Below are 17,737 nucleotides of genomic sequence, written 5' to 3'. Positions count from 1 at the left end.
AAGATGAGCGGCCCCGGAACCACAACCCAGGAGCCGCTCACCTATGGCTATTGACAACCAGACCTACATATCAGAGGACGTCCACGCCGTCGAGCCGCAGTTGCACAGGTCCCGAGGTGCGCTTCGCCGCACTGGCTGCTTTGACTGCCCGCATGGCCCGGGTGGCTTCGGCTGCCTGGGCGTAGGGAATGAAGAACAGCGTCCGGACGTCCGGGTCGCCGTCTTGCGCGGTTGCGCGCTGCGCTGACATGGCGAGCGAAACAGGCGCAGGGCCCGCAGTGCGCAACTGGATGTTCTTGGCCAGGCCTTCCGTGAAGTGCACGACGTCGGCCCGCTTGCCCGTGACGGACGCGATCCGTACCGCGGGCGGCAACTGAAGTTCATGCCGCAGTGCCAGTTCTCGGGAGGCGTACCCGGCCGGGTCCCAACGCAGGAGGGCACCCGTCGCGGTGGTGTCGTCGGCAGTGATGACGACGAGTCCACCTTCGCTCGCGGGGCGGACGAGCGCCGCCGCGTTGAACCAACGCCGAACGGTGTCCTCGCCAGCACGAAGATTCTCCCGGCGGAGGAGCGAATTGCCATCCAGGAGCAGCGCCGCTGCGTAGCCGCCGGAGGCGATGGGTTCAGCGCCCACGGTGGCCACCACCAGCGCACGGGCGTCGGAGACCGTGGGTTTGACCTGGTCTCCTGAAGAAGTCACGACAGCCTTGCCCGGAAAAGCCCTGCCGAGCTCTTCAGCGGTCCGGAGCACGCCGGCTGCCCCCCTGCGAAGACGGCCGCCGCCACAATTGCGGCAACGCCATTCCGGGGCCGGGGTGGAGCACCAACGGCACTGCGGCAGGGCCGATTTACCGGCGATCGCGAGGGGCCCTTGGCAACTGTTGCACCTGGCGGGCTCGCGGCAATCCTCACAGACCAAGGACGGCGCGTAGCCGGCTCTAGCCACCTGTACCAGGACAGGTCCACGTTCCAGCCCCTCCTTTGCTGCCCGCCACGCGGCGCCGGGCAGGCGTGCAATCCTGGCCAGGGGGTCCCGCTCCTGCTCGAAACTGTCCGCCGTGTTGAGAACGCGCGGCGCGCTGGCGCGGACCACCGTCCGGGAGGGTTCCACTGGCACGGCCCAGCCCCCTTCGACCAGTCGCTGGAGCTCGGTGCTGCGGCTGTGCGCGGCCATGAGGCACGCCGCAGACTCCTGTTCGGAGCGCAAAAGCAGGATTTCTCGGGTATGGGCGTAAGGAGCGCGCTGGTCGATATGGAGGTCGTCGCCGTCGTCCCAGCACACTACGAGTCCAAGGTCCTGGACTGGAGCGTACGCCGCGGACCGTGTACCGATCGCCACCTTGGCTGCGCCGCTCAGCAGCCGAAGGTAGCTCCGGTACCGCGGGGACTGACCGTCGTCGGCCGTCAGCCGCGCGATTTCCCCAACCGGCAAGACGGCGTCGAGCGCCGATTCTATTCGGTCAAGATCACGGTAGTCGGGCACAACCACAATCGCGCCCCGCCCCGAGGAACGGACTGCTGCCACAGCAGACGCCACAAGTTCGGGCCAGCCAGCGGCTCCAAAGCCCTGCACTGCGGTGAGGACGGCCCGGGGCGAGCCTCCTCCGGCCAGGTGCTGCAGGTACGGTGCGCCGTTGGTGTAGGAAGCCCAGGTTGCTTGAGCCGGGGATACGGCGCCCTCGGCAGGACTGGCAACCGCGGCTCGATCCTCCGAGAGGGACGCACCGGAAAGGAATAGCTTCTCCAGGCCTGCGACGCGCGGTGGGATGGCTGTCCGGAGAACGTCGCTCAGCGTCCCGGCGTAGCGTGCCGCGATGCTGGAGGCAAGCTCCAGCAAAGGCGGTTTCAGCACTTGGACGGGTGAAATCACCTTGAGCAGCGGACTTAATGCATGCCCTGCTTCCGACGATTCCGCACGCTCCAGCACGTAGCCGTTGAGTTCCTGGCCGCTGAAGCGCACTTTGACCCGCACGCCTGCCAACGCGGTGTCTTCGAACTCAGCCGGGACGCTGTAGTCAAAAGGCCGGTCCAAATGCGGCAGAGGCGATTCAATCAAGATCCGTGCCACGGGATTGCGTGCCGCGAGGGTTGGCCCGGCGGCGTCGCTCCCCCGAGCGGGGAAACCCTGCAACAAGGACGGCTGGCGGGCTGGCGAAGGCAACGCCATGGCAAAGGGAAGCAGCGAATCATCGCTCATGTTCTCACCTCCCTGGAGTGCCGGATGCCAGCGACGGGCTCAATGCGAGTGACGGGCTTGGCCGTGAGGACATGGCCCGCAGTTTCACTCCTGGGTCAAGCCAAGCAGATACCACCGACAATATTGCCTTGGCGGAGCAGTCCGTACCCGACACAGTCCGGATCAGGCGTTGAAATATTCCTTCAACTCGTCCACCCGGTTCAGCCGCTCCCACGTGAAATCGGGCTCGTCGCGGCCGAAGTGGCCGTGCGCTGCCGTCTTGGCGTAGATGGGACGCTTGAGGTCAAGAGCGTCGATGATGGCACGCGGACGGAGGTCAAAGATTTCCGCAATTGCTTCGCTGATCTTGGCCGGGTCAACAGTCTCGGTACCGAAGGTTTCGACGTACGTGCCGACAGGACGTGCCTGGCCGATCGCGTAGGCGATCTGGATTTCGGCGCGCTTCGCCAGCCCTGCGGCCACGACGTTCTTGGCCACCCAGCGCATTGCGTAAGCGGCCGAACGGTCCACCTTCGACGGATCCTTGCCGGAGAAAGCACCGCCGCCGTGGCGGGCCATGCCGCCATAAGTGTCAACAATGATCTTGCGGCCGGTCAGGCCGGCATCACCGACAGGACCGCCGATGACGAAGGCGCCGGCGGGGTTCAGGATGTTCGCGACGTGGGAGATATCCAGGTTGGACACTGCCAGGACAGGATCGATCACGTGCGACGCCAGATCGGCGCGCAGGCGATCGAGGTGGGTACCTTCGGCGTGCTGGCTGGAAATGACCACCGTTTCAACGGAAACCGGGCGGTCGCGGTCGTATCCGACCGTTACCTGGGTCTTGCCGTCAGGGCGCAGGTAGGCCAATTCGCCGCTCTTTCGGACTTCCGTGAGCCGCTCGGAGAGGCGGTGGGCCAGCCAAATGGGGGTTGGCATGTAGGACGGGGTTTCGTCGCTCGCGTAGCCGAACATGATGCCCTGGTCACCGGCGCCTTGGAGATCGTAGTCGTCCTCCTGGCGGCCTTCGCGGGCCTCGAGGGAGTTGAAGACGCCGCCGGCGATGTCGTTGGACTGCTGGCCGATCGAGACTGACACGCCGCAACGGGCGCCGTCGAAGCCGTTGGCGGAAGAGTCATAACCGATTCCGAGGATGGTCTCGCGGACGATCTGCGGAATTTCGACATATGCATCCGTAGTGACTTCGCCAGCCACGTGCACCAAGCCGGTGGTGGCCATGGTCTCAACAGCCACGCGGGACTCGGGGTCTGCTGCCAGAAGCGCATCAAGGATGGCGTCGCTGATCTGGTCGCAGATCTTGTCCGGGTGCCCTTCCGTAACCGACTCCGAAGTGAAGAGCCGGAGCTTGGATGGGGTTCCGTGGGATTCATGATGCAGCGGTAAAGTCACTCGACTACCTTACTCGGTTGAGGGCGGTCGGCTTCCGCCGTATGTCCCTGTGCTAAGGAATGAGCTGCTAAGGAATGAGCTGCGTCCGGGCCTAGGTGGCCGGGTGCACGCGGCTCAACTCAGTACTGATGCGGTCAATGACGGCGGCGGCGACGTCGGATTTGGAACCCGCCGCGGACTGCGGCGCCGCACCATGGCCGGAGAGAATGATCACAGAATTCTGGTCTTGGCCGAACACCCGCCCGACGCCGACCTGGTTGACCACTAAAAGATCGCAGCCTTTGCGTTTGAGCTTGGCGGTGGCGTGTTCCAGGACGTTGCCGTCTTCGTCTCCGGTCTCGGCTGCGAATCCAACGATCAACTGTGTGGTTGATCCGGCGTCGCGGCGCTGTACCAGCTCATGCAGGATGTCAGGGTTCCGCACGAGGCGCACTATGGGAGCGTCCTCGCCTTCGCCCTTCTTGATTTTGGTATCTGAAACTTCAGCGGGACGGAAATCAGCGACTGCAGCCGCCATGATCACGACGTCGGAGCCAACGGCGGCTTCCAGCGCGGCGTCGCGGAGTTCCAATGCAGATTCAACCTGGACCAGCTCAACGCCAGCGGGAGGCTGCACTTCCATGTGCGCTGCGAGGAATCTCACATTCGCGCCGGCGTCGAGGGCTGCTGCGGCAAGGGCAACGCCCTGCTTGCCGGAAGACCTGTTCCCAAGGAAACGGACCGGATCCAGGGCTTCCCTGGTGCCGCCCGCGGAAATCGTGATTGTTCGCCCGGACAGAGGTTTGGTGCCGACAAGCTGGGTGGAATGCGCAGAGACGTCCACCAAAGCGAGGGCGGCCGCGAAAATGGACTCCGGTTCGGGGAGTCTGCCCGGTCCGGAATCCGCGCCCGTCAGCCGACCCACTGCGGGTTCAAGGACGGTGATGCCGCGGCTGCGCAGAGTCTCCACATTCGCCTGGGTCGCTTGGTTCTGCCACATTTCGGTGTGCATTGCGGGAGCAAAAAGCACGGGGCCATGAGCCATGAGGAGCGTGTTGGTGAGCAGGTCCCCGGCTTGGCCGGTTGCGGCCTTGGCCAACAGGTCGGCGGTTGCCGGGGCAACCACCATGAGATCGGCCTCATGACCAAGCCGAACGTGGTTGACCTTCTCCACGTCGTCAAAGACACTGTTGCTCACGGGATTGCCCGAGAGCGCCTCCCAAGTAGCTACGCCGACGAATCGGCTGGCGGCCTCCGTGGGAATCACCGTCACGTTGTGTCCGGCTTCAGTAAAAAGCCGGAGGAGCGATGCAACCTTGTAGGCTGCGATCCCTCCCCCGACTCCGAGGACTATGCGCACGTGACCTCCGTCAACAGGCAGTCTGTTTTACTCTGCGGGCTCGATCGGGGTGGAGACCAGCAGGCCTTCATTGATCTCGCGCAGGGCGATGGAAAGCGACTTCTCGTTCAACTTCGTGTCGACCAACGGGCCAACGTACTCGAAGAGGCCCTCGTGCAACTGGGCGTAGTAGGCGTTGATCTGGCGCGCGCGCTTGGCGCCGAAAATCACCAGGCCGTACTTCGAATCGGCAGCAGCAAGCAGCGAATCGATCGGCGGGTTGATGATGCCTTCAAGGTTCGTGGACACGAAATCTCCAAATTCTAACGGGCTGACAAGTGCTAGCGCTTAGCGCTGGTGCGGGGTAAGCCCCATGAGTGAAACGAGCTCGTCCGCTGCCCGGCGTACGTCGTCATTGATGACGGTGTGGTCAAACTCCGGTTCAGCGGCAAGTTCCAGTTTAGCGGTTTCCAGCCGTCGCCGCTGTTCCTCGGGGGTTTCGGTGCCGCGTCCTACCAAGCGGCGGACCATTTCGTCCCAGCTGGGCGGAGCAAGGAAGACGAAGTTCGCGTCGGGGACAGCGGCCTTGACCTGGCGCGCGCCCTGCAAATCGATCTCCAGCAATACGGACTTGCCTTCGGCGATGGCGGCGTCGACCGTGCTGCGGAGCGTGCCGTAGCGGTTCTTGCCGTGCACGACTGCCCACTCAAGCAACTGGCCATCTTCAACAAGTGCGTCGAATTCCTCGGCGGATTTGAAGAAGTAATGGACACCGTCCGTCTCCCCCGGACGCGGCGCCCGGGTGGTGGCTGAAACTGACAGCCAGACCTCGGGGTAATTGTCGCGGATATACGTGGATACGGTTCCCTTGCCAACGGCAGTGGGGCCTGCGAGGACGGTCAGTCCCGGATTCTTGCTCACATCGTCCTTCGTGGAGATTCTATATACGCTGCATTTCTTCTTAAACGCTGTATTCGTTTAAACGCCGTATTTGTCTTCCATAAAATCTATCAGCGACCGGGACTGATGAATTCCCAGGCCCCTGAGCCTGCGTGATGCTGCGATTCCGATCTCCGCCATGATGGCCGCGGCCCGGACCGGACCGACACCCGGAACAGCCTCCAGAAGCTCGGAAACCCGCATGCGTGCGAGGGCCTCATCAGTCTGCGCCGACTTGATCAGCCGGGCGATGCTGAGTTCGCCGGTCCTGAGCTGATCCTTTGCCAAGGCCCGCCTTGCCCGGGCTCTGGCGGCCTTTTCCAAGGCATCGGAACGTTCCTCTGCAGACAGGGCTTTCAACGTCACTGACACATCCCCCTTTGGCCGGCATCGAGTGCGTAGCGGTTTGGACTGCTCCCGAAGCTACCGCGTGGCCAGTGCGGAGCGCAATGCACTGGACCTACCAAGATCTCGTCTAACCATTCAGCAAGCCGTCCCGGGTGGACTCAGTAGAAGAACGCAATCCGGCAACTGCGGGACCAGCGGCCAGGATTCCGCGGCTCGACGTCGCCAGTACCGCCGGATATGCCTCACCGAAAGTGGCACGCAGATCCGCCGGCGTGGCTCCCTGGGCTCCTAGTCCGGGAGCCAGGATGGGGCCCTGAACCGCATTGAGGTCCAAGCCAAGGTCCACCAAGGCCGTGCCGACAGTGGCACCCACCACAAGACCGACGGACCCCATGCCCACCGAACCTGGAGCGCCGGCATAGCGACGGTTCTCCTCGGCGGCCGCCTCAACGATACGTCGAGCCACCGACTCGGAACCGCCAACGTGCTGAACTGACTTGCCTTCGGGGTTGGAAGTCAGCGCAAGGACGAAAACACCCCGGCCAGACCCGGCTGCGAGGTCCAAGGCCGGCCGCAGTGACTCGAATCCGAGATATGGGCTTAGCGTGACCGAATCCGCAGCCAAGGACGAACCGTCGCGCAGCCAAGCGTCAGCATAAGCAGCCATCGTGGAGCCGATGTCTCCGCGCTTGGCATCGGCAATGCTCAAGACGCCGGCGTCGGACGCAGCCGCAAGGGTCCGTTCCAGTACGGCCATGCCCGCGGAGCCATGGCGCTCATAGAGTGCCACCTGCGGCTTCACCGCGGCAGCGAGCGTCGCCACTGCCTCCACAACAGTAAGCGAAAAACGCTCCAGCCCGGCGACGTCGTCGTTCAATCCCCAGTCCGCCAGGAGCCCCGGGTGCGGGTCAATGCCGACGCACAAAGGGCCGCGGGCGGCCATCGCGGCAGCCAGGCGGGAACCGAAGGGCTCCCGTCCCGGCTGCTGCACGGCTGCGGCAGACTCAGGCATTGACGGCCTCGGCTGCCGCGGCCTGGGAGGCTGCCAGGGCGGCGGCGTGCTCCTGCAAGCTGGTCACCGACCACTCGTAGGTGCGCAGCGCCTCGATTGCCTGCACTGCGGCGTTGAACTCGGCCACCGTGGTGATGCACGGTATGCCGATGGACGTAGCGGCCGCGCGGAGCTCGTAGCCGTCACTGCGGGCTTCGCCGCCGGAAGGCGTGTTGAAGACCATGTCGATCTCGCCCGCAATGATGAGGTCCGCGATGGTGCCTTCGCCCTCAGCGCTGCTGCCCTCCGCGACCTTGCGGACCGGGGTGGCCTGAATGCCGTTGCGGCGCAGGACATCCGCCGTGCCGCCGGTGGAGACAATCTCGAACCCGAGATCGGAGAGGCGCTTGACGCCCATGATCACCGAGCGTTTGTCGCGGTTGGCGACAGAGACGAAGATCTTGCCTTCGGTGGGCAGCGCGTTGTTGGCCGCGGCCTGGCTCTTGGCGAAAGCGGTGTCGAAGTGCTTGTCGATGCCCATGACCTCGCCCGTGGATCGCATTTCGGGGCCGAGCAGAGAGTCCACCACCTTGCCTTCAGGAGTCCGGAAGCGGCTGAAGGGCAACACGGCTTCCTTCACCGACACCGGCGCGTCGAGCGGAAGGGTTGAGCCGTCGCCCGTTTCCGGCAGCATCTTGTAGGCGCTGCGCAGCTGGTTGATGGTGACGCCGGTACCGATCAAGGCCGCAGCCTTGGCCATCTGCACGCCCGTGGCCTTGGACACGAACGGAACCGTGCGGGAAGCCCGCGGGTTGGCCTCCAACACGTAGAGCACGTCGGAAGCCAGCGCGAACTGGATGTTGATGAGGCCGCGGACTCCAACGCCTTCAGCGATGGCCCGGGTGGCCGTGCGGACGCGTTCGATCACGTTGCTGCCGAGGGTGATCGGAGGCAGGACGCACGCGGAGTCACCGGAATGGATGCCGGCTTCCTCGATGTGCTCCATGATGCCGCCGAGATACATGTCCGTGCCGTCGAAGAGCGCGTCGACGTCGATTTCGACGGCGTCCTCGAGGAAGCGGTCGATCAGCACCGGGTGGTCCGGGGTGATCTCCGTGGCGTTGGCGATGTAGCGGGAGAGGTTGGCTTCGTCGTAGACGATTTCCATGCCCCGGCCGCCAAGCACGTAGGACGGACGGACAAGGACCGGGTAGCCGATTTCGTCGGCGATCTTCTTGGCGTCCTCGAAGGAGACGGCAGTGCCGTTCTTCGGGGCGATCAGGCCGGCCCGGTCGAGCACGCGGGAGAACATGCCGCGGTGCTCAGCGAGGTCGATGGCTTCCGGCGAGGTGCCGAGGATCGGCACACCGGCGTCTGCCAGCTGCTGTGCGAGCTTGAGCGGGGTTTGGCCGCCGAGCTGGACGAATACGCCCATGACGCCACCGGTGCGTTCCTCCGCCGCGATGACTTCGAGGACGTCCTCAAGGGTCAGCGGTTCGAAGTAGAGGCGCGTGGAGACGTCGTAGTCCGTGGACACGGTTTCCGGGTTGCAGTTGACCATGACGGTCTCGTAGCCGGCCTTGCGCAGCGCCATGGAGGCGTGCACGCAGGAGTAGTCGAACTCGATGCCCTGGCCGATGCGGTTGGGGCCGGAGCCCAGGATGATGATGGAAGGCTTGGCGTGCAGGCCCACCTCGTCCTCCTCGTCGTACGAGGAGTAGTGGTACGGGGTGTAGGCGGCAAATTCGGCGGCGCAGGTGTCCACCGTCTTGTAGACCGGACGGATGCGCAAAGCCTGGCGGACGCCGCGGACAACAGCCTCCGGGTTGTGGGTCAGGGCGCCGATCTGCTCATCCGAGAAGCCGTGCCGCTTGGCGTTGCGCAGCATGTCTTCGGTCAGGGCGCCGGCCTTGCGGATCTCCAAGGAGGTCTCGTTGAGCAACTGCAGCTGGTCCAGGAACCACGGATCGATCTTGGTGGCGGCGTAGAGCTCCTCAACCGAAGCACCTCCGAGCATGGCGCGCTGGACCTGGTAGAGGCGGTCCGTCGTCGGGCGCTTGGACTTCTCGATGAGTTCCGGAATTTCCCACTCGGGCACGTGGCTGAAGTCCAGCTGCGAGCCCTTTTGCTCGAGGGAGCGAAGCGCTTTCTGCAGGGCTTCCGTGAAGTTGCGGCCCATGGCCATCGCTTCACCGACGGACTTCATGGTGGTTGTCAGCGTGTTGTCCGCGGCCGGGAACTTCTCGAACGCGAAACGCGGAACCTTGACCACGACATAGTCGAGCGTCGGCTCAAACGATGCCGGCGTCTTCTGTGTGATGTCGTTCGGGATCTCGTCCAGGGTGTAACCGAGGGAGAGCTTGGTGGCGATCTTGGCGATCGCGAAGCCCGTTGCCTTGGAGGCCAGCGCCGAGGAGCGCGAAACACGCGGGTTCATCTCGATGACGACGACGCGGCCCGTGTCCGGCTCGATCGCGAACTGGATGTTGCAGCCACCGGTGTCGACGCCGACTTCGCGGATGACGGCGATGGAGATGTCACGCAGGCGCTGGTATTCGCGGTCCGTCAAGGTCAGGGCGGGTGCCACCGTGATGGAGTCGCCGGTGTGGACGCCTACGGGATCGAAGTTCTCGATGGAGCACACAACAACGACGTTGTCGTTCTTGTCGCGCATCATCTCGAGCTCGTATTCCTTCCAGCCGAGGATGCTCTCTTCCAGGAGGACCTCGGAGGTGGGGCTGTATTGGAGGCCCTGGCCCACGATGCGGCGCAGGTCGTTCTCGTTGTACGCCAGGCCCGAGCCCAAGCCGCCCATGGTGAAGGACGGACGGACAACCATCGGGTATCCGAGGTCTTCCGCGGCTGTCAGCGCTTCATCCATGGTGTGGATGATGTGGCTGCGGGCCGACTCGGCGCCACAGCGCTCCACGACACCCTTGAACTTTTCCCGGTCCTCGCCGAGTTCGATCGCGGCAATGTTGGCACCGATGAGTTCGACGTTGTACTTCTCGAGCACGCCGTTCTTGTCCAGGGCGATGGCCGTGTTGAGGGCCGTCTGTCCACCCAGTGTGGGCAGGAGGGCGTCCGGGCGCTCCTTCGCGATGATCTTTTCGACCACCTCGGGAGTGATGGGCTCGACGTATGTGGCGTCGGCGAACTCGGGGTCGGTCATGATGGTGGCCGGGTTGGAGTTCACGAGGATGACGCGCAGGCCCTCCTCCTTCAGCACGCGCAGGGCCTGGGTGCCGGAGTAGTCGAATTCGGCTGCCTGGCCTATGACGATCGGGCCGGAACCGATAACAAGGACGCTCTTGAGATCTGTACGCTTTGGCATTACTTCGTGTCCTCGTTCTTCGCGGAGTTCGATGTCTGAGTGGCGGCGGCCTGTGCGGCGTTCCGGCCGTTCTTCGTGCTCTCCATCAGGTCGATGAAGCGGTCAAAGAGGTAGGCGGCGTCGTGCGGACCGGCCGCGGCTTCGGGGTGGTACTGGACCGAGAAGGCCGGAATGTCGAGGCAGGCGAGTCCTTCGACGACGTCGTCGTTGAGGCTTACGTGGCTGACCTCAACGCGGCCAAAGCGCTCTTCCGGAGCCAGCGTGGCGCCGTCCATGGGAGCGTCGACGGCGAAGCCGTGGTTCTGCGAGGTGATCTCCACCTTGCCCGTACGGCGGTCCATTACCGGCTGGTTGATACCGCGGTGGCCGTACTTGAGCTTGTAGGTACCGAATCCGAGCGCGCGGCCCAGGATCTGGTTGCCGAAGCAGATACCAAAGTACGGCAGCTTCTCATCGAGCACCGAGCGGAGCAGCTTCACTTGCGCGTCTGCGGTGGCGGGGTCGCCAGGGCCGTTGGACATGAAGAAGCCGTCAGGGTTGACTGCCTTGACGTCATCCAGCGTTGCGGTGGCCGGCAGGACGTGGACGCGTACGCCGCGTTCGGCGAAGCGGACCGGGGTCATCGCCTTGATGCCTAGGTCGATCGCGGCGATGCTGAATTTCGGCTCGCCGTCCCAGCCGTGGTCCGCGGGTTCGACGACGTATGCCTCGTCGATGCTCACTTCTTCGGCCAAGCGGGCGCCCTCCATGGGCGCGCTGGCGAGGACGGTGTCCAGGAGTTCCTTGTCGGTGGCCTTGGCTGCCTCGCCGGAGAAGATTCCTGCGCGCATGGTCTTGTGTTCGCGCAGGTGCCGGGTGATGGCGCGGGTGTCCACGGCCTGGATGCCGACGATGCCCTGTTCAACGAGCTCCGCGTCGAGGCTGCGCTCCGAGCGCCAGTTCGAGGGGCGTCGCGCGGCGTCGCGGACCACGTATCCGGCCACCCAGATGCGGCGGGACTCGGCGTCTTCCTTGTTCACGCCGGTGTTACCGATGTGCGGAGCCGTCTGGACCACCAGCTGGCGGGCGTAGGAGGGGTCCGTGATGGTTTCCTGGTAGCCGGTCATGCCGGTGGCGAAGACCGCCTCGCCCAGGGCCACGCCTGTGGCGCCGTAGCTGCGGCCACGGAACGTGCGGCCGTCTTCGAGGACCAGCACTGCCGCGGAGGACTCCGCTGGGTTGTTTGTGGTCACTGGGTTGGCTGTCACTGTATTGCCTGTCGCTGCGTTGGTGTCCGTCACGTTGTTACTTTCCACTATCGGCATCCGCCTGGGGGGCTGCAGAGATCAATTCTTGAAGTGCTTCGAGGAGGGGTTGCTTGTCGGCGGCGTGCCTGGTCCTGAATCCAGTATCGAGCTCACGTTCTCCGAGCATCCAGCTCAAGACCACGAGTCCGTCCTTTTCCACGAACTTTCCGGCCATGCCGCTGGCGCTGCGGCAATCGGTCACGGCTCGCGATGGAATGAACAGCGGTCCGGTTCCCTTGCGGTCAAAGAGGACTCCTTCCGGATGGACGCTGATTTCCGCGTTCCCGCGGAAGCCCAGGCCATGAACGGCGATCCGGTCAAGCCAGTCTCCCGACGTCGTCGTGGCCACGTACTGGCCATCAGCCACAATGCCTGCCGGGCTGAGTTGTTCGGGTACCTCCGGAAGCGGCCCGACGCCGGCCTGCCGCTTGAGCCTGCTGCGCCAACCCATTGCGATGAGTCCGGCGGCGACCGCGGCAAGGCCCAAGACCAGGAGCAGGGAAGCGATTTTGTCCATCAGCTGCTGCTGCCTGCGCCGGCGGTATCCGCGGCGTATCGGTAAGGCGTATTGAGCTTGCCGTCCAGTACGGTCGGGTGGCCCTTGAAGAAAGTGGCGATGACGGCGCCCGGCAACTCCCTGCCTGCAAAGGGTGAGTTCCGGCCCATGGTCGCCATCTTATGCGGATCCACTGTCCAGCGGGCGGCCGGGTCCACGAGGATCACATTGGCAGGCTCGCCGGCCTCAAGCGGGCGTCCCTGATCTGCCACCCGGCCAATGGCCGCGGGCACCGTGGACGTTACGCGGGCGAAGTCGGCCCACGTCATGAGCCCCGTCTCGATCATGGATTCCTGGACTACCGACAGGGCTGTTTCCAGGCCCGTCATGCCCATCGCTGCCTGGGCCCACTCACATTCCTTGTGTTCGCTAGGATGCGGGGCGTGGTCCGTGCCTACGACGTCGATGGTGCCGTCAGCGAGCCCGGCGCGGAGCGCCTGGACATCCGCGTCGGTACGCAGCGGCGGGTTGACCTTGTAGACGGGGTCATAGCTGCGCACCAGCTCATCGGTGAGCAACAAGTGGTGGGGCGTGACCTCAGCGGTGACGTTGATCCCACGTTCCTTGGCCCAGCGAACGATCTCCACCGAGCCGGCGGTCGATACATGGCAGACGTGCAGGCGGGAGCCGACGTGCTGGGCGAGGAGCACGTCGCGGGCGATGATGCTCTCCTCGGCGACCGCCGGCCAACCGGCAAGGCCAAGAACGGCGGAGACGGTGCCTTCGTTCATCTGGGCGCCGGCGGTAAGGCGCGGTTCCTGCGCGTGCTGGGCAACGACGCCGTCGAACGCCTTGACGTACTCCAGGGCACGGCGCATCAGCACGGGATCGTGCACGCAGAGGCCGTCGTCGGAGAAGACCCGGACCTGGGCACGGGAGTCGGCCATGGCGCCGAGTTCGGCGAGCTGTTCCCCGGCGAGTCCAACCGTGACGGCACCTACTGGACGCACATCCACCCACCCGGAGGCGCGGCCCAGGCTGTGAACCTGCTCGACGACGCCGGCGGTGTCCGCCACCGGGTTGCTGTTGGCCATGGCGTGCACAGCCGTGTAGCCGCCAAGGGCTGCGGCACGGGTTCCCGTTTCCACGGTTTCGGCGTCTTCACGACCGGGTTCGCGCAAGTGGGTGTGGATGTCGACCATGCCCGGAAGTGCCACGAGGCCGGGAGCCTCGATCACCGTGGCGCCTTCTGCGGACAGGCCGGTGCCGCGCTCAGCGATGACGCCGTCGCGGATCAACAGGTCCTCGGCGTCGCCACCGAGGATGGCCGCGCCGCGGATCAGATAGGTGCCGGTTGCTGTACCTGTTGCGGTCTCGGTCATCAGTTGCTCTCCTTGTCGGAACGGGCGGTGCCCGGTGTGGTGGCGGCTTCACGGGTGTCCCCGGAGAGCAGCAAGTACAGGGCGGCCATCCGGACCGAAACACCGTTGCGGACCTGGGCCAGCACGGTGGAGCGGGGCGAATCGGCGGCGGCGGAGGAAATTTCCAGTCCGCGGTTCATGGGGCCGGGGTGCATGATGATGGTGTCCTTGAGCCCGAGCTCGTCGAGGGCCCGGAGGCGGGCATCGTCGAAGCCCCAACGGCGCGAATACTCGCGCGTCGAAGGGAAGAAGGAAGCATTCATGCGCTCGCCCTGGACACGCAGCATCATTATCGCGTCCACGCCGGCTTCGAGTGTCTCGTCAAGGTTGTAGCTGACCTTGCACGGCCAGTGTTCGACGCCGATCGGCAGCAAGGTGGGTGGAGCCACCAGGGTCACTTCCGCACCGAGGGTGCGCAGCAGCCACACGTTGGAACGGGCGACCCGGGAGTGCAGGACGTCGCCGGCGATGGCGACGCGCATACCCGTGAGATCTGCGCCCGTGGACGCCGAGCCTTTCAGCTTGGACCAGTGGCGGCGCATTGTGAAGGCGTCCAGGAGGGCCTGGGTGGGGTGTTCGTGCGTGCCGTCTCCGGCGTTGATGACGGCAGCGTCGATCCAGTCGGTGGCAGCCAAGCGGTGCGGTGCACCGGAGGCCCAGTGGCGAATGACTACCGCGTCGGCGCCCATCGCTGCGAGGGTCTGCGCGGTGTCCTTGAGGGACTCACCCTTTGATACCGAGGAACCCTTCGCCGCGAAGTTGATGACGTCGGCGGAAAGCCGCTTAGCCGCCGCCTCGAAGGAAATACGGGTGCGGGTGGAGTCCTCGAAGAAGAGGTTGACCACCGTGCGGCCGCGTAAGGCGGGGAGCTTCTTGACTTCCCGGTCTCCCACTGCGGCCATCTCCTCGGCGGTATCCAGGATGCGGATGGCGTTCGCGGCGCTGAGGTTCTCCGTAGAGAGCAGGTGTTTCATGCGCCGGCCTCGATCACTACTTCATTGATGGGTTGACCGTCCACCGAATCGAATTCTTCCAAGTGGACCCGGACTTTTTCCGAGGAAGACGTTGGCAGGTTCTTGCCCACGTGGTCCGCGCGGATAGGCAATTCGCGATGGCCACGGTCCACGAGCACGGCGAGGCGAACGATGCGGGGCCGGCCGAGGTCGATGATGGCGTCGAGGGCTGCCCGGATGGTGCGGCCGGAGTACAGGACATCGTCGATGAGGACAACAACCTTGTTGTCGATGCCGGACAGTGGCAGCCTTGTCGGATAAGGGGGCCTGGCGGGCTGGTGGGAAAGATCGTCCCTGAACATGGTCACGTCCAATTGACCGACGATTGCCGAGGCGTTGACGGACGGATCCGCGGCGGCGATCTTCTCTGCCAGCCGCACAGCCAGCGGATAGCCGCGGCGTGGGATGCCCAAGAGAACCAGATCCCGGGAGCCCTTGTTGGCCTCGAGGATCTCGTGGGCGATACGAGTGAGCGCACGGTCGATATCCGCGTGGTTGAGGACAACCCGGGACGGCACCGGCGCAGTGACTTCAGTCATCGCTCGTCTCCCCTTTCCCCGCCTCACGGGACGGAATTAAAAAAGGAACATTTGCCCTTCAAAATTACCACAGAGATGACGGCAGTCCGACGCGCCCCGGCCCCCCGCAACGCGTTTTAGCTCACAGAAGTCAGACCTCCACCAGCCGGTATCCCGTACCCCGGACCGTGGCCAGGCGGTCCGCGCCTAGCTTCTTTCGTAAGTACAACACGTAGACGTCCACCACGTTGGACGTTCCGTCATAGTCATACCCCCAGACGCGGCTGAGCAATTGTTCCCGGGACAGTACCTGTCCGGGATGGCGCATGAAAGTCTCCGCCAACGCAAACTCGCGGGAAGACAGCTCTATTTCCTTGCCGTTCAATTTTGCATTCCGCGAGTGGAGGTCCAGTTCGAGGAGACCGCATTTCAGTATGTGATCCAACGTGCCGGGCACGGGATTGCGGAGGCGGATCCGTATCCGGGCAAGCAGTTCCTCGAATCGGAAGGGCTTGGCCAGATAGTCGTCCGCCCCGCCGTCGAGGCCCGCAACGGTGTCATGAACCGATGTCCTGGCCGTAACCATGATCACCGGAAGACGGACTTTGGTCTCGCGCAGCAATCCCAGAACGGTAAACCCGTCCAGGCGGGGCAGCCCGGCGTCGAGAATCAACAAATCAAATTGGCCCGACGTGGCGTAGTCCAAGGCCGTGATCCCGTCGGCCACCACGGAGGGTGTGTGTCCGGCGGCGCGGAGGCCCTTCTCCATGAACGTGGAGATCCGCGCTTCGTCCTCGGCTATCAAGATCCGGCTCATGATGCTGCCGCCTCGCTCATCAAGGGAATATGCAACGTAAATGTAGATCCTTGGCCTGGGGCCGAATTCACTGTGACCCGCCCCGAATGTGCCTCGGCGATTGCCGTGACAATCGCAAGCCCGAGGCCGGCCCCCGCCTCGCCCCGACCGGTCTCGACCCTGCCGAACCGCTCAAAAATCCGTTCCTGATCCCGGACCTCGATGCCTATTCCGGTATCGCGGACCCAAACGGCCAGGGTTCCGGGACCGGACGCCCCGCCTTCGCTGACCATTCCGGGTTCAACCCTGCAACCCAACGATATTGTGGCTTCATCATCGGTGTACTTGACGGCGTTTGCCGCGAGTTGGATGAGCGCTTGGGTCAGTCGCTGTGGGTCGGCATTCACCACGGCATCGCACAGTTCATCCACTTGCCATTGCCTGTTGGCGAGCACGCGGATCTTTTCCATGACCTCGTCAGTGAAACCGGCTACGTTAAGTTCTTCCCTCCTGACGAACTCCGGACGCTGCGCATTGGCCAGCAACAGAAGATCATCCACCAACCTTTGCATCCGGGAGAGTTCATCGAGCAGCAGCGCCCGCGTCTCGGCGACGTCGGACGGGTCGTCATCCGACATCAGTTCCAAGTGACCACGCAAGATGGTCAAGGGCGTGCGAAGTTCATGCCCGACGTCGTCAATGAAGCGGTGTTGTTCTTGGGCGCCCGCATCGAGCCGTTCAAGCATCAGATTAAACTTGTGAGCCAATTGGGATACGTCGTCAGCCCGCGACCGCTCGTCCACGCGCTGGCTTAAGTCGTCCTGGCTGACTACTTCGGTTGCTTCGCGCATCCGGCGCAGGGGACGGAGAAGGCGCCCAGCGAAAACGGTGCCGATCAGACCAGTCGCGAGCAACGCCCCGCCGGAAACCATCGTGTAGGTCCGGATCGAGGAAAGAATTCTCTCCTCCTGGTCTGACGTATCCCTGCCGATCAGGAAAAATGACTGACTTCCGTCAGCGCCGAGGCTCACCGGCCGGATGGTCAGCCGCATCCGGTCCCTGTCCGCGCCCAGGCTTCCGACGACGGTGCGCGCCGGATCCGCCATGTTGAGGACCGCGCCGTACAGGGACTCCGGGAGCACAGGGTCATCCGGATTGCCCTCGACTTTCCAATCCAGCTGCCCGTTGACGAATGCCGCTATCACTTCGTGCCTGCCAGGATCGATTTCGTGCGCGGCTGACCGGAACTGGGAGATAGACGGCGCGCCGGCGCCTGATGATCCGGCGCGGGCAAGTTTTTCCACATTCTGTGCTTTGTCGGAAAGACTCTGGTCAACACGGTTATTCAGTTCCGTGAAGGACACCACGAACGTCACGACTCCGGTCAGGACGAGGCTGGCAAGCATCATGAGGAGCATCATGGCCAACACAAGGAAACGGACCGACCGCACCCTCGACTGGAGGCCGATCCAAATGTTTCCGGCAGCTACCCGAAGAGTGGGACTTGACGTAGCCGCGGGGTCCGTACCGCGCCACCTCATGCCGCGCACGCGCCAAACTCGAGGCATTGGCCCACCCATTTTTCACCAACAGCGTCGATCAACACCGGCATACCGTCCTTTGGAGAAGGCGCGGGACCCGATCTGGCAAGCAGCCAGCCGCAGCACTGGCCTACCGAAGCGACGTTA

15 protein-coding genes are annotated in these 17,737 nt (G+C 64.2%); all 15 read right to left on the bottom strand.

The window, feature by feature from the left end:
* Positions 1 to 70: 70 nt before the first annotated feature.
* The 15 genes from OOZ51_RS18205 to OOZ51_RS18135 all read right to left on the bottom strand — a co-directional run bounded on the left by OOZ51_RS18205 (position 71) and on the right by OOZ51_RS18135 (position 17,617).
* Positions 71 to 2,197: a primosomal protein N' gene (locus OOZ51_RS18205; RefSeq protein ID WP_265981178.1), complete on the bottom strand. Its 2,127-nt coding sequence runs from the start codon at positions 2,195 to 2,197 to the stop codon at positions 71 to 73.
* Positions 2,198 to 2,359: 162 nt separating this feature from the next.
* Positions 2,360 to 3,589: a methionine adenosyltransferase gene (metK, locus tag OOZ51_RS18200; RefSeq protein WP_265981177.1), complete on the bottom strand. Its 1,230-nt coding sequence runs from the start codon at positions 3,587 to 3,589 to the stop codon at positions 2,360 to 2,362.
* A gap of 91 nt (positions 3,590 to 3,680) precedes the next feature.
* Complete coding sequence (coaBC, locus tag OOZ51_RS18195; RefSeq protein WP_265981176.1) at positions 3,681 to 4,928, bottom strand: bifunctional phosphopantothenoylcysteine decarboxylase/phosphopantothenate--cysteine ligase CoaBC; 1,248 nt, start codon at positions 4,926 to 4,928, stop codon at positions 3,681 to 3,683.
* A gap of 27 nt (positions 4,929 to 4,955) precedes the next feature.
* A complete protein-coding gene (rpoZ, locus tag OOZ51_RS18190) occupies positions 4,956 to 5,216 on the bottom strand; it encodes a DNA-directed RNA polymerase subunit omega (protein WP_078109003.1) in 261 nt (86 codons plus the stop codon).
* A gap of 39 nt (positions 5,217 to 5,255) precedes the next feature.
* Complete coding sequence (gene gmk, locus OOZ51_RS18185) at positions 5,256 to 5,828, bottom strand: guanylate kinase (protein ID WP_028267126.1); 573 nt, start codon at positions 5,826 to 5,828, stop codon at positions 5,256 to 5,258.
* 57 nt (positions 5,829 to 5,885) lie between these two features.
* A complete protein-coding gene (mihF, locus tag OOZ51_RS18180; RefSeq protein WP_265981175.1) occupies positions 5,886 to 6,212 on the bottom strand; it encodes an integration host factor, actinobacterial type in 327 nt (108 codons plus the stop codon).
* 109 nt (positions 6,213 to 6,321) lie between these two features.
* Positions 6,322 to 7,206: an orotidine-5'-phosphate decarboxylase gene (gene pyrF / locus OOZ51_RS18175; protein ID WP_265981174.1), complete on the bottom strand. Its 885-nt coding sequence runs from the start codon at positions 7,204 to 7,206 to the stop codon at positions 6,322 to 6,324.
* Positions 7,199 to 10,519, bottom strand: coding sequence for a carbamoyl-phosphate synthase large subunit (gene carB / locus OOZ51_RS18170; protein ID WP_265981173.1), 3,321 nt, complete (start codon positions 10,517 to 10,519; stop codon positions 7,199 to 7,201). Before carB ends, pyrF begins: the two co-directional genes overlap by 8 nt.
* The gene (gene carA / locus OOZ51_RS18165; protein ID WP_265981172.1) at positions 10,519 to 11,823 is read right to left on the bottom strand and encodes a glutamine-hydrolyzing carbamoyl-phosphate synthase small subunit; all 1,305 of its coding nucleotides are present in this window, start codon (positions 11,821 to 11,823) and stop codon (positions 10,519 to 10,521) included. The genes carB and carA overlap by 1 nt, the downstream gene beginning before the upstream one ends.
* Positions 11,804 to 12,322 carry a PH-like domain-containing protein gene (locus OOZ51_RS18160; protein WP_265981171.1) on the bottom strand — a complete coding sequence of 173 codons (519 nt, stop codon included), beginning with the start codon at positions 12,320 to 12,322 and terminating at the stop codon, positions 11,804 to 11,806. Before OOZ51_RS18160 ends, carA begins: the two co-directional genes overlap by 20 nt.
* Positions 12,322 to 13,683 (bottom strand): dihydroorotase, encoded by a 1,362-nt coding sequence (locus OOZ51_RS18155; protein WP_265981170.1) that lies wholly within the window; start codon positions 13,681 to 13,683, stop codon positions 12,322 to 12,324. The genes OOZ51_RS18160 and OOZ51_RS18155 overlap by 1 nt, the downstream gene beginning before the upstream one ends.
* A complete protein-coding gene (locus OOZ51_RS18150) occupies positions 13,683 to 14,696 on the bottom strand; it encodes an aspartate carbamoyltransferase catalytic subunit (RefSeq protein ID WP_265981169.1) in 1,014 nt (337 codons plus the stop codon). Before OOZ51_RS18150 ends, OOZ51_RS18155 begins: the two co-directional genes overlap by 1 nt.
* Positions 14,693 to 15,274: a bifunctional pyr operon transcriptional regulator/uracil phosphoribosyltransferase PyrR gene (gene pyrR, locus OOZ51_RS18145; RefSeq protein ID WP_265981168.1), complete on the bottom strand. Its 582-nt coding sequence runs from the start codon at positions 15,272 to 15,274 to the stop codon at positions 14,693 to 14,695. Before pyrR ends, OOZ51_RS18150 begins: the two co-directional genes overlap by 4 nt.
* A 130-nt stretch (positions 15,275 to 15,404) precedes the next feature.
* On the bottom strand, positions 15,405 to 16,070 hold the full coding sequence (locus tag OOZ51_RS18140; protein ID WP_265981167.1) for a response regulator transcription factor: 666 nt from the start codon (positions 16,068 to 16,070) through the stop codon (positions 15,405 to 15,407).
* On the bottom strand, positions 16,067 to 17,617 hold the full coding sequence (locus OOZ51_RS18135; protein WP_265981166.1) for a sensor histidine kinase: 1,551 nt from the start codon (positions 17,615 to 17,617) through the stop codon (positions 16,067 to 16,069). The genes OOZ51_RS18140 and OOZ51_RS18135 overlap by 4 nt, the downstream gene beginning before the upstream one ends.
* Between the last annotated feature and the right edge of the window lie 120 nt (positions 17,618 to 17,737).

Source organism: Arthrobacter rhizophilus, assembly GCF_026241105.1.
In the GTDB taxonomy this organism is placed as follows: Bacteria; Actinomycetota; Actinomycetes; order Actinomycetales; family Micrococcaceae; genus Arthrobacter.
This window is presented reverse-complemented; position numbering and strand designations above follow the sequence as displayed.

Bases quoted from the DNA above. Each gene is read 5' to 3' on its own strand.
- OOZ51_RS18205 (WP_265981178.1), bottom strand. From the start codon at position 2,197: ATGAGCGATGATTCGCTGCTTCCCTTTGCCATGGCGTTGCCTTCGCCA.
- pyrF (WP_265981174.1), bottom strand. From the start codon at position 7,206: ATGCCTGAGTCTGCCGCAGCCGTGCAGCAGCCGGGACGGGAGCCCTTC.
- carB (WP_265981173.1), bottom strand. From the start codon at position 10,519: ATGCCAAAGCGTACAGATCTCAAGAGCGTCCTTGTTATCGGTTCCGGC.
- carA (WP_265981172.1), bottom strand. From the start codon at position 11,823: ATGCCGATAGTGGAAAGTAACAACGTGACGGACACCAACGCAGCGACA.
- OOZ51_RS18160 (WP_265981171.1), bottom strand. From the start codon at position 12,322: ATGGACAAAATCGCTTCCCTGCTCCTGGTCTTGGGCCTTGCCGCGGTC.
- OOZ51_RS18155 (WP_265981170.1), bottom strand. From the start codon at position 13,683: ATGACCGAGACCGCAACAGGTACAGCAACCGGCACCTATCTGATCCGC.
- OOZ51_RS18150 (WP_265981169.1), bottom strand. From the start codon at position 14,696: ATGAAACACCTGCTCTCTACGGAGAACCTCAGCGCCGCGAACGCCATC.
- pyrR (WP_265981168.1), bottom strand. From the start codon at position 15,274: ATGACTGAAGTCACTGCGCCGGTGCCGTCCCGGGTTGTCCTCAACCAC.
- OOZ51_RS18140 (WP_265981167.1), bottom strand. From the start codon at position 16,070: ATGAGCCGGATCTTGATAGCCGAGGACGAAGCGCGGATCTCCACGTTC.
- OOZ51_RS18135 (WP_265981166.1), bottom strand. From the start codon at position 17,617: ATGCCTCGAGTTTGGCGCGTGCGCGGCATGAGGTGGCGCGGTACGGAC.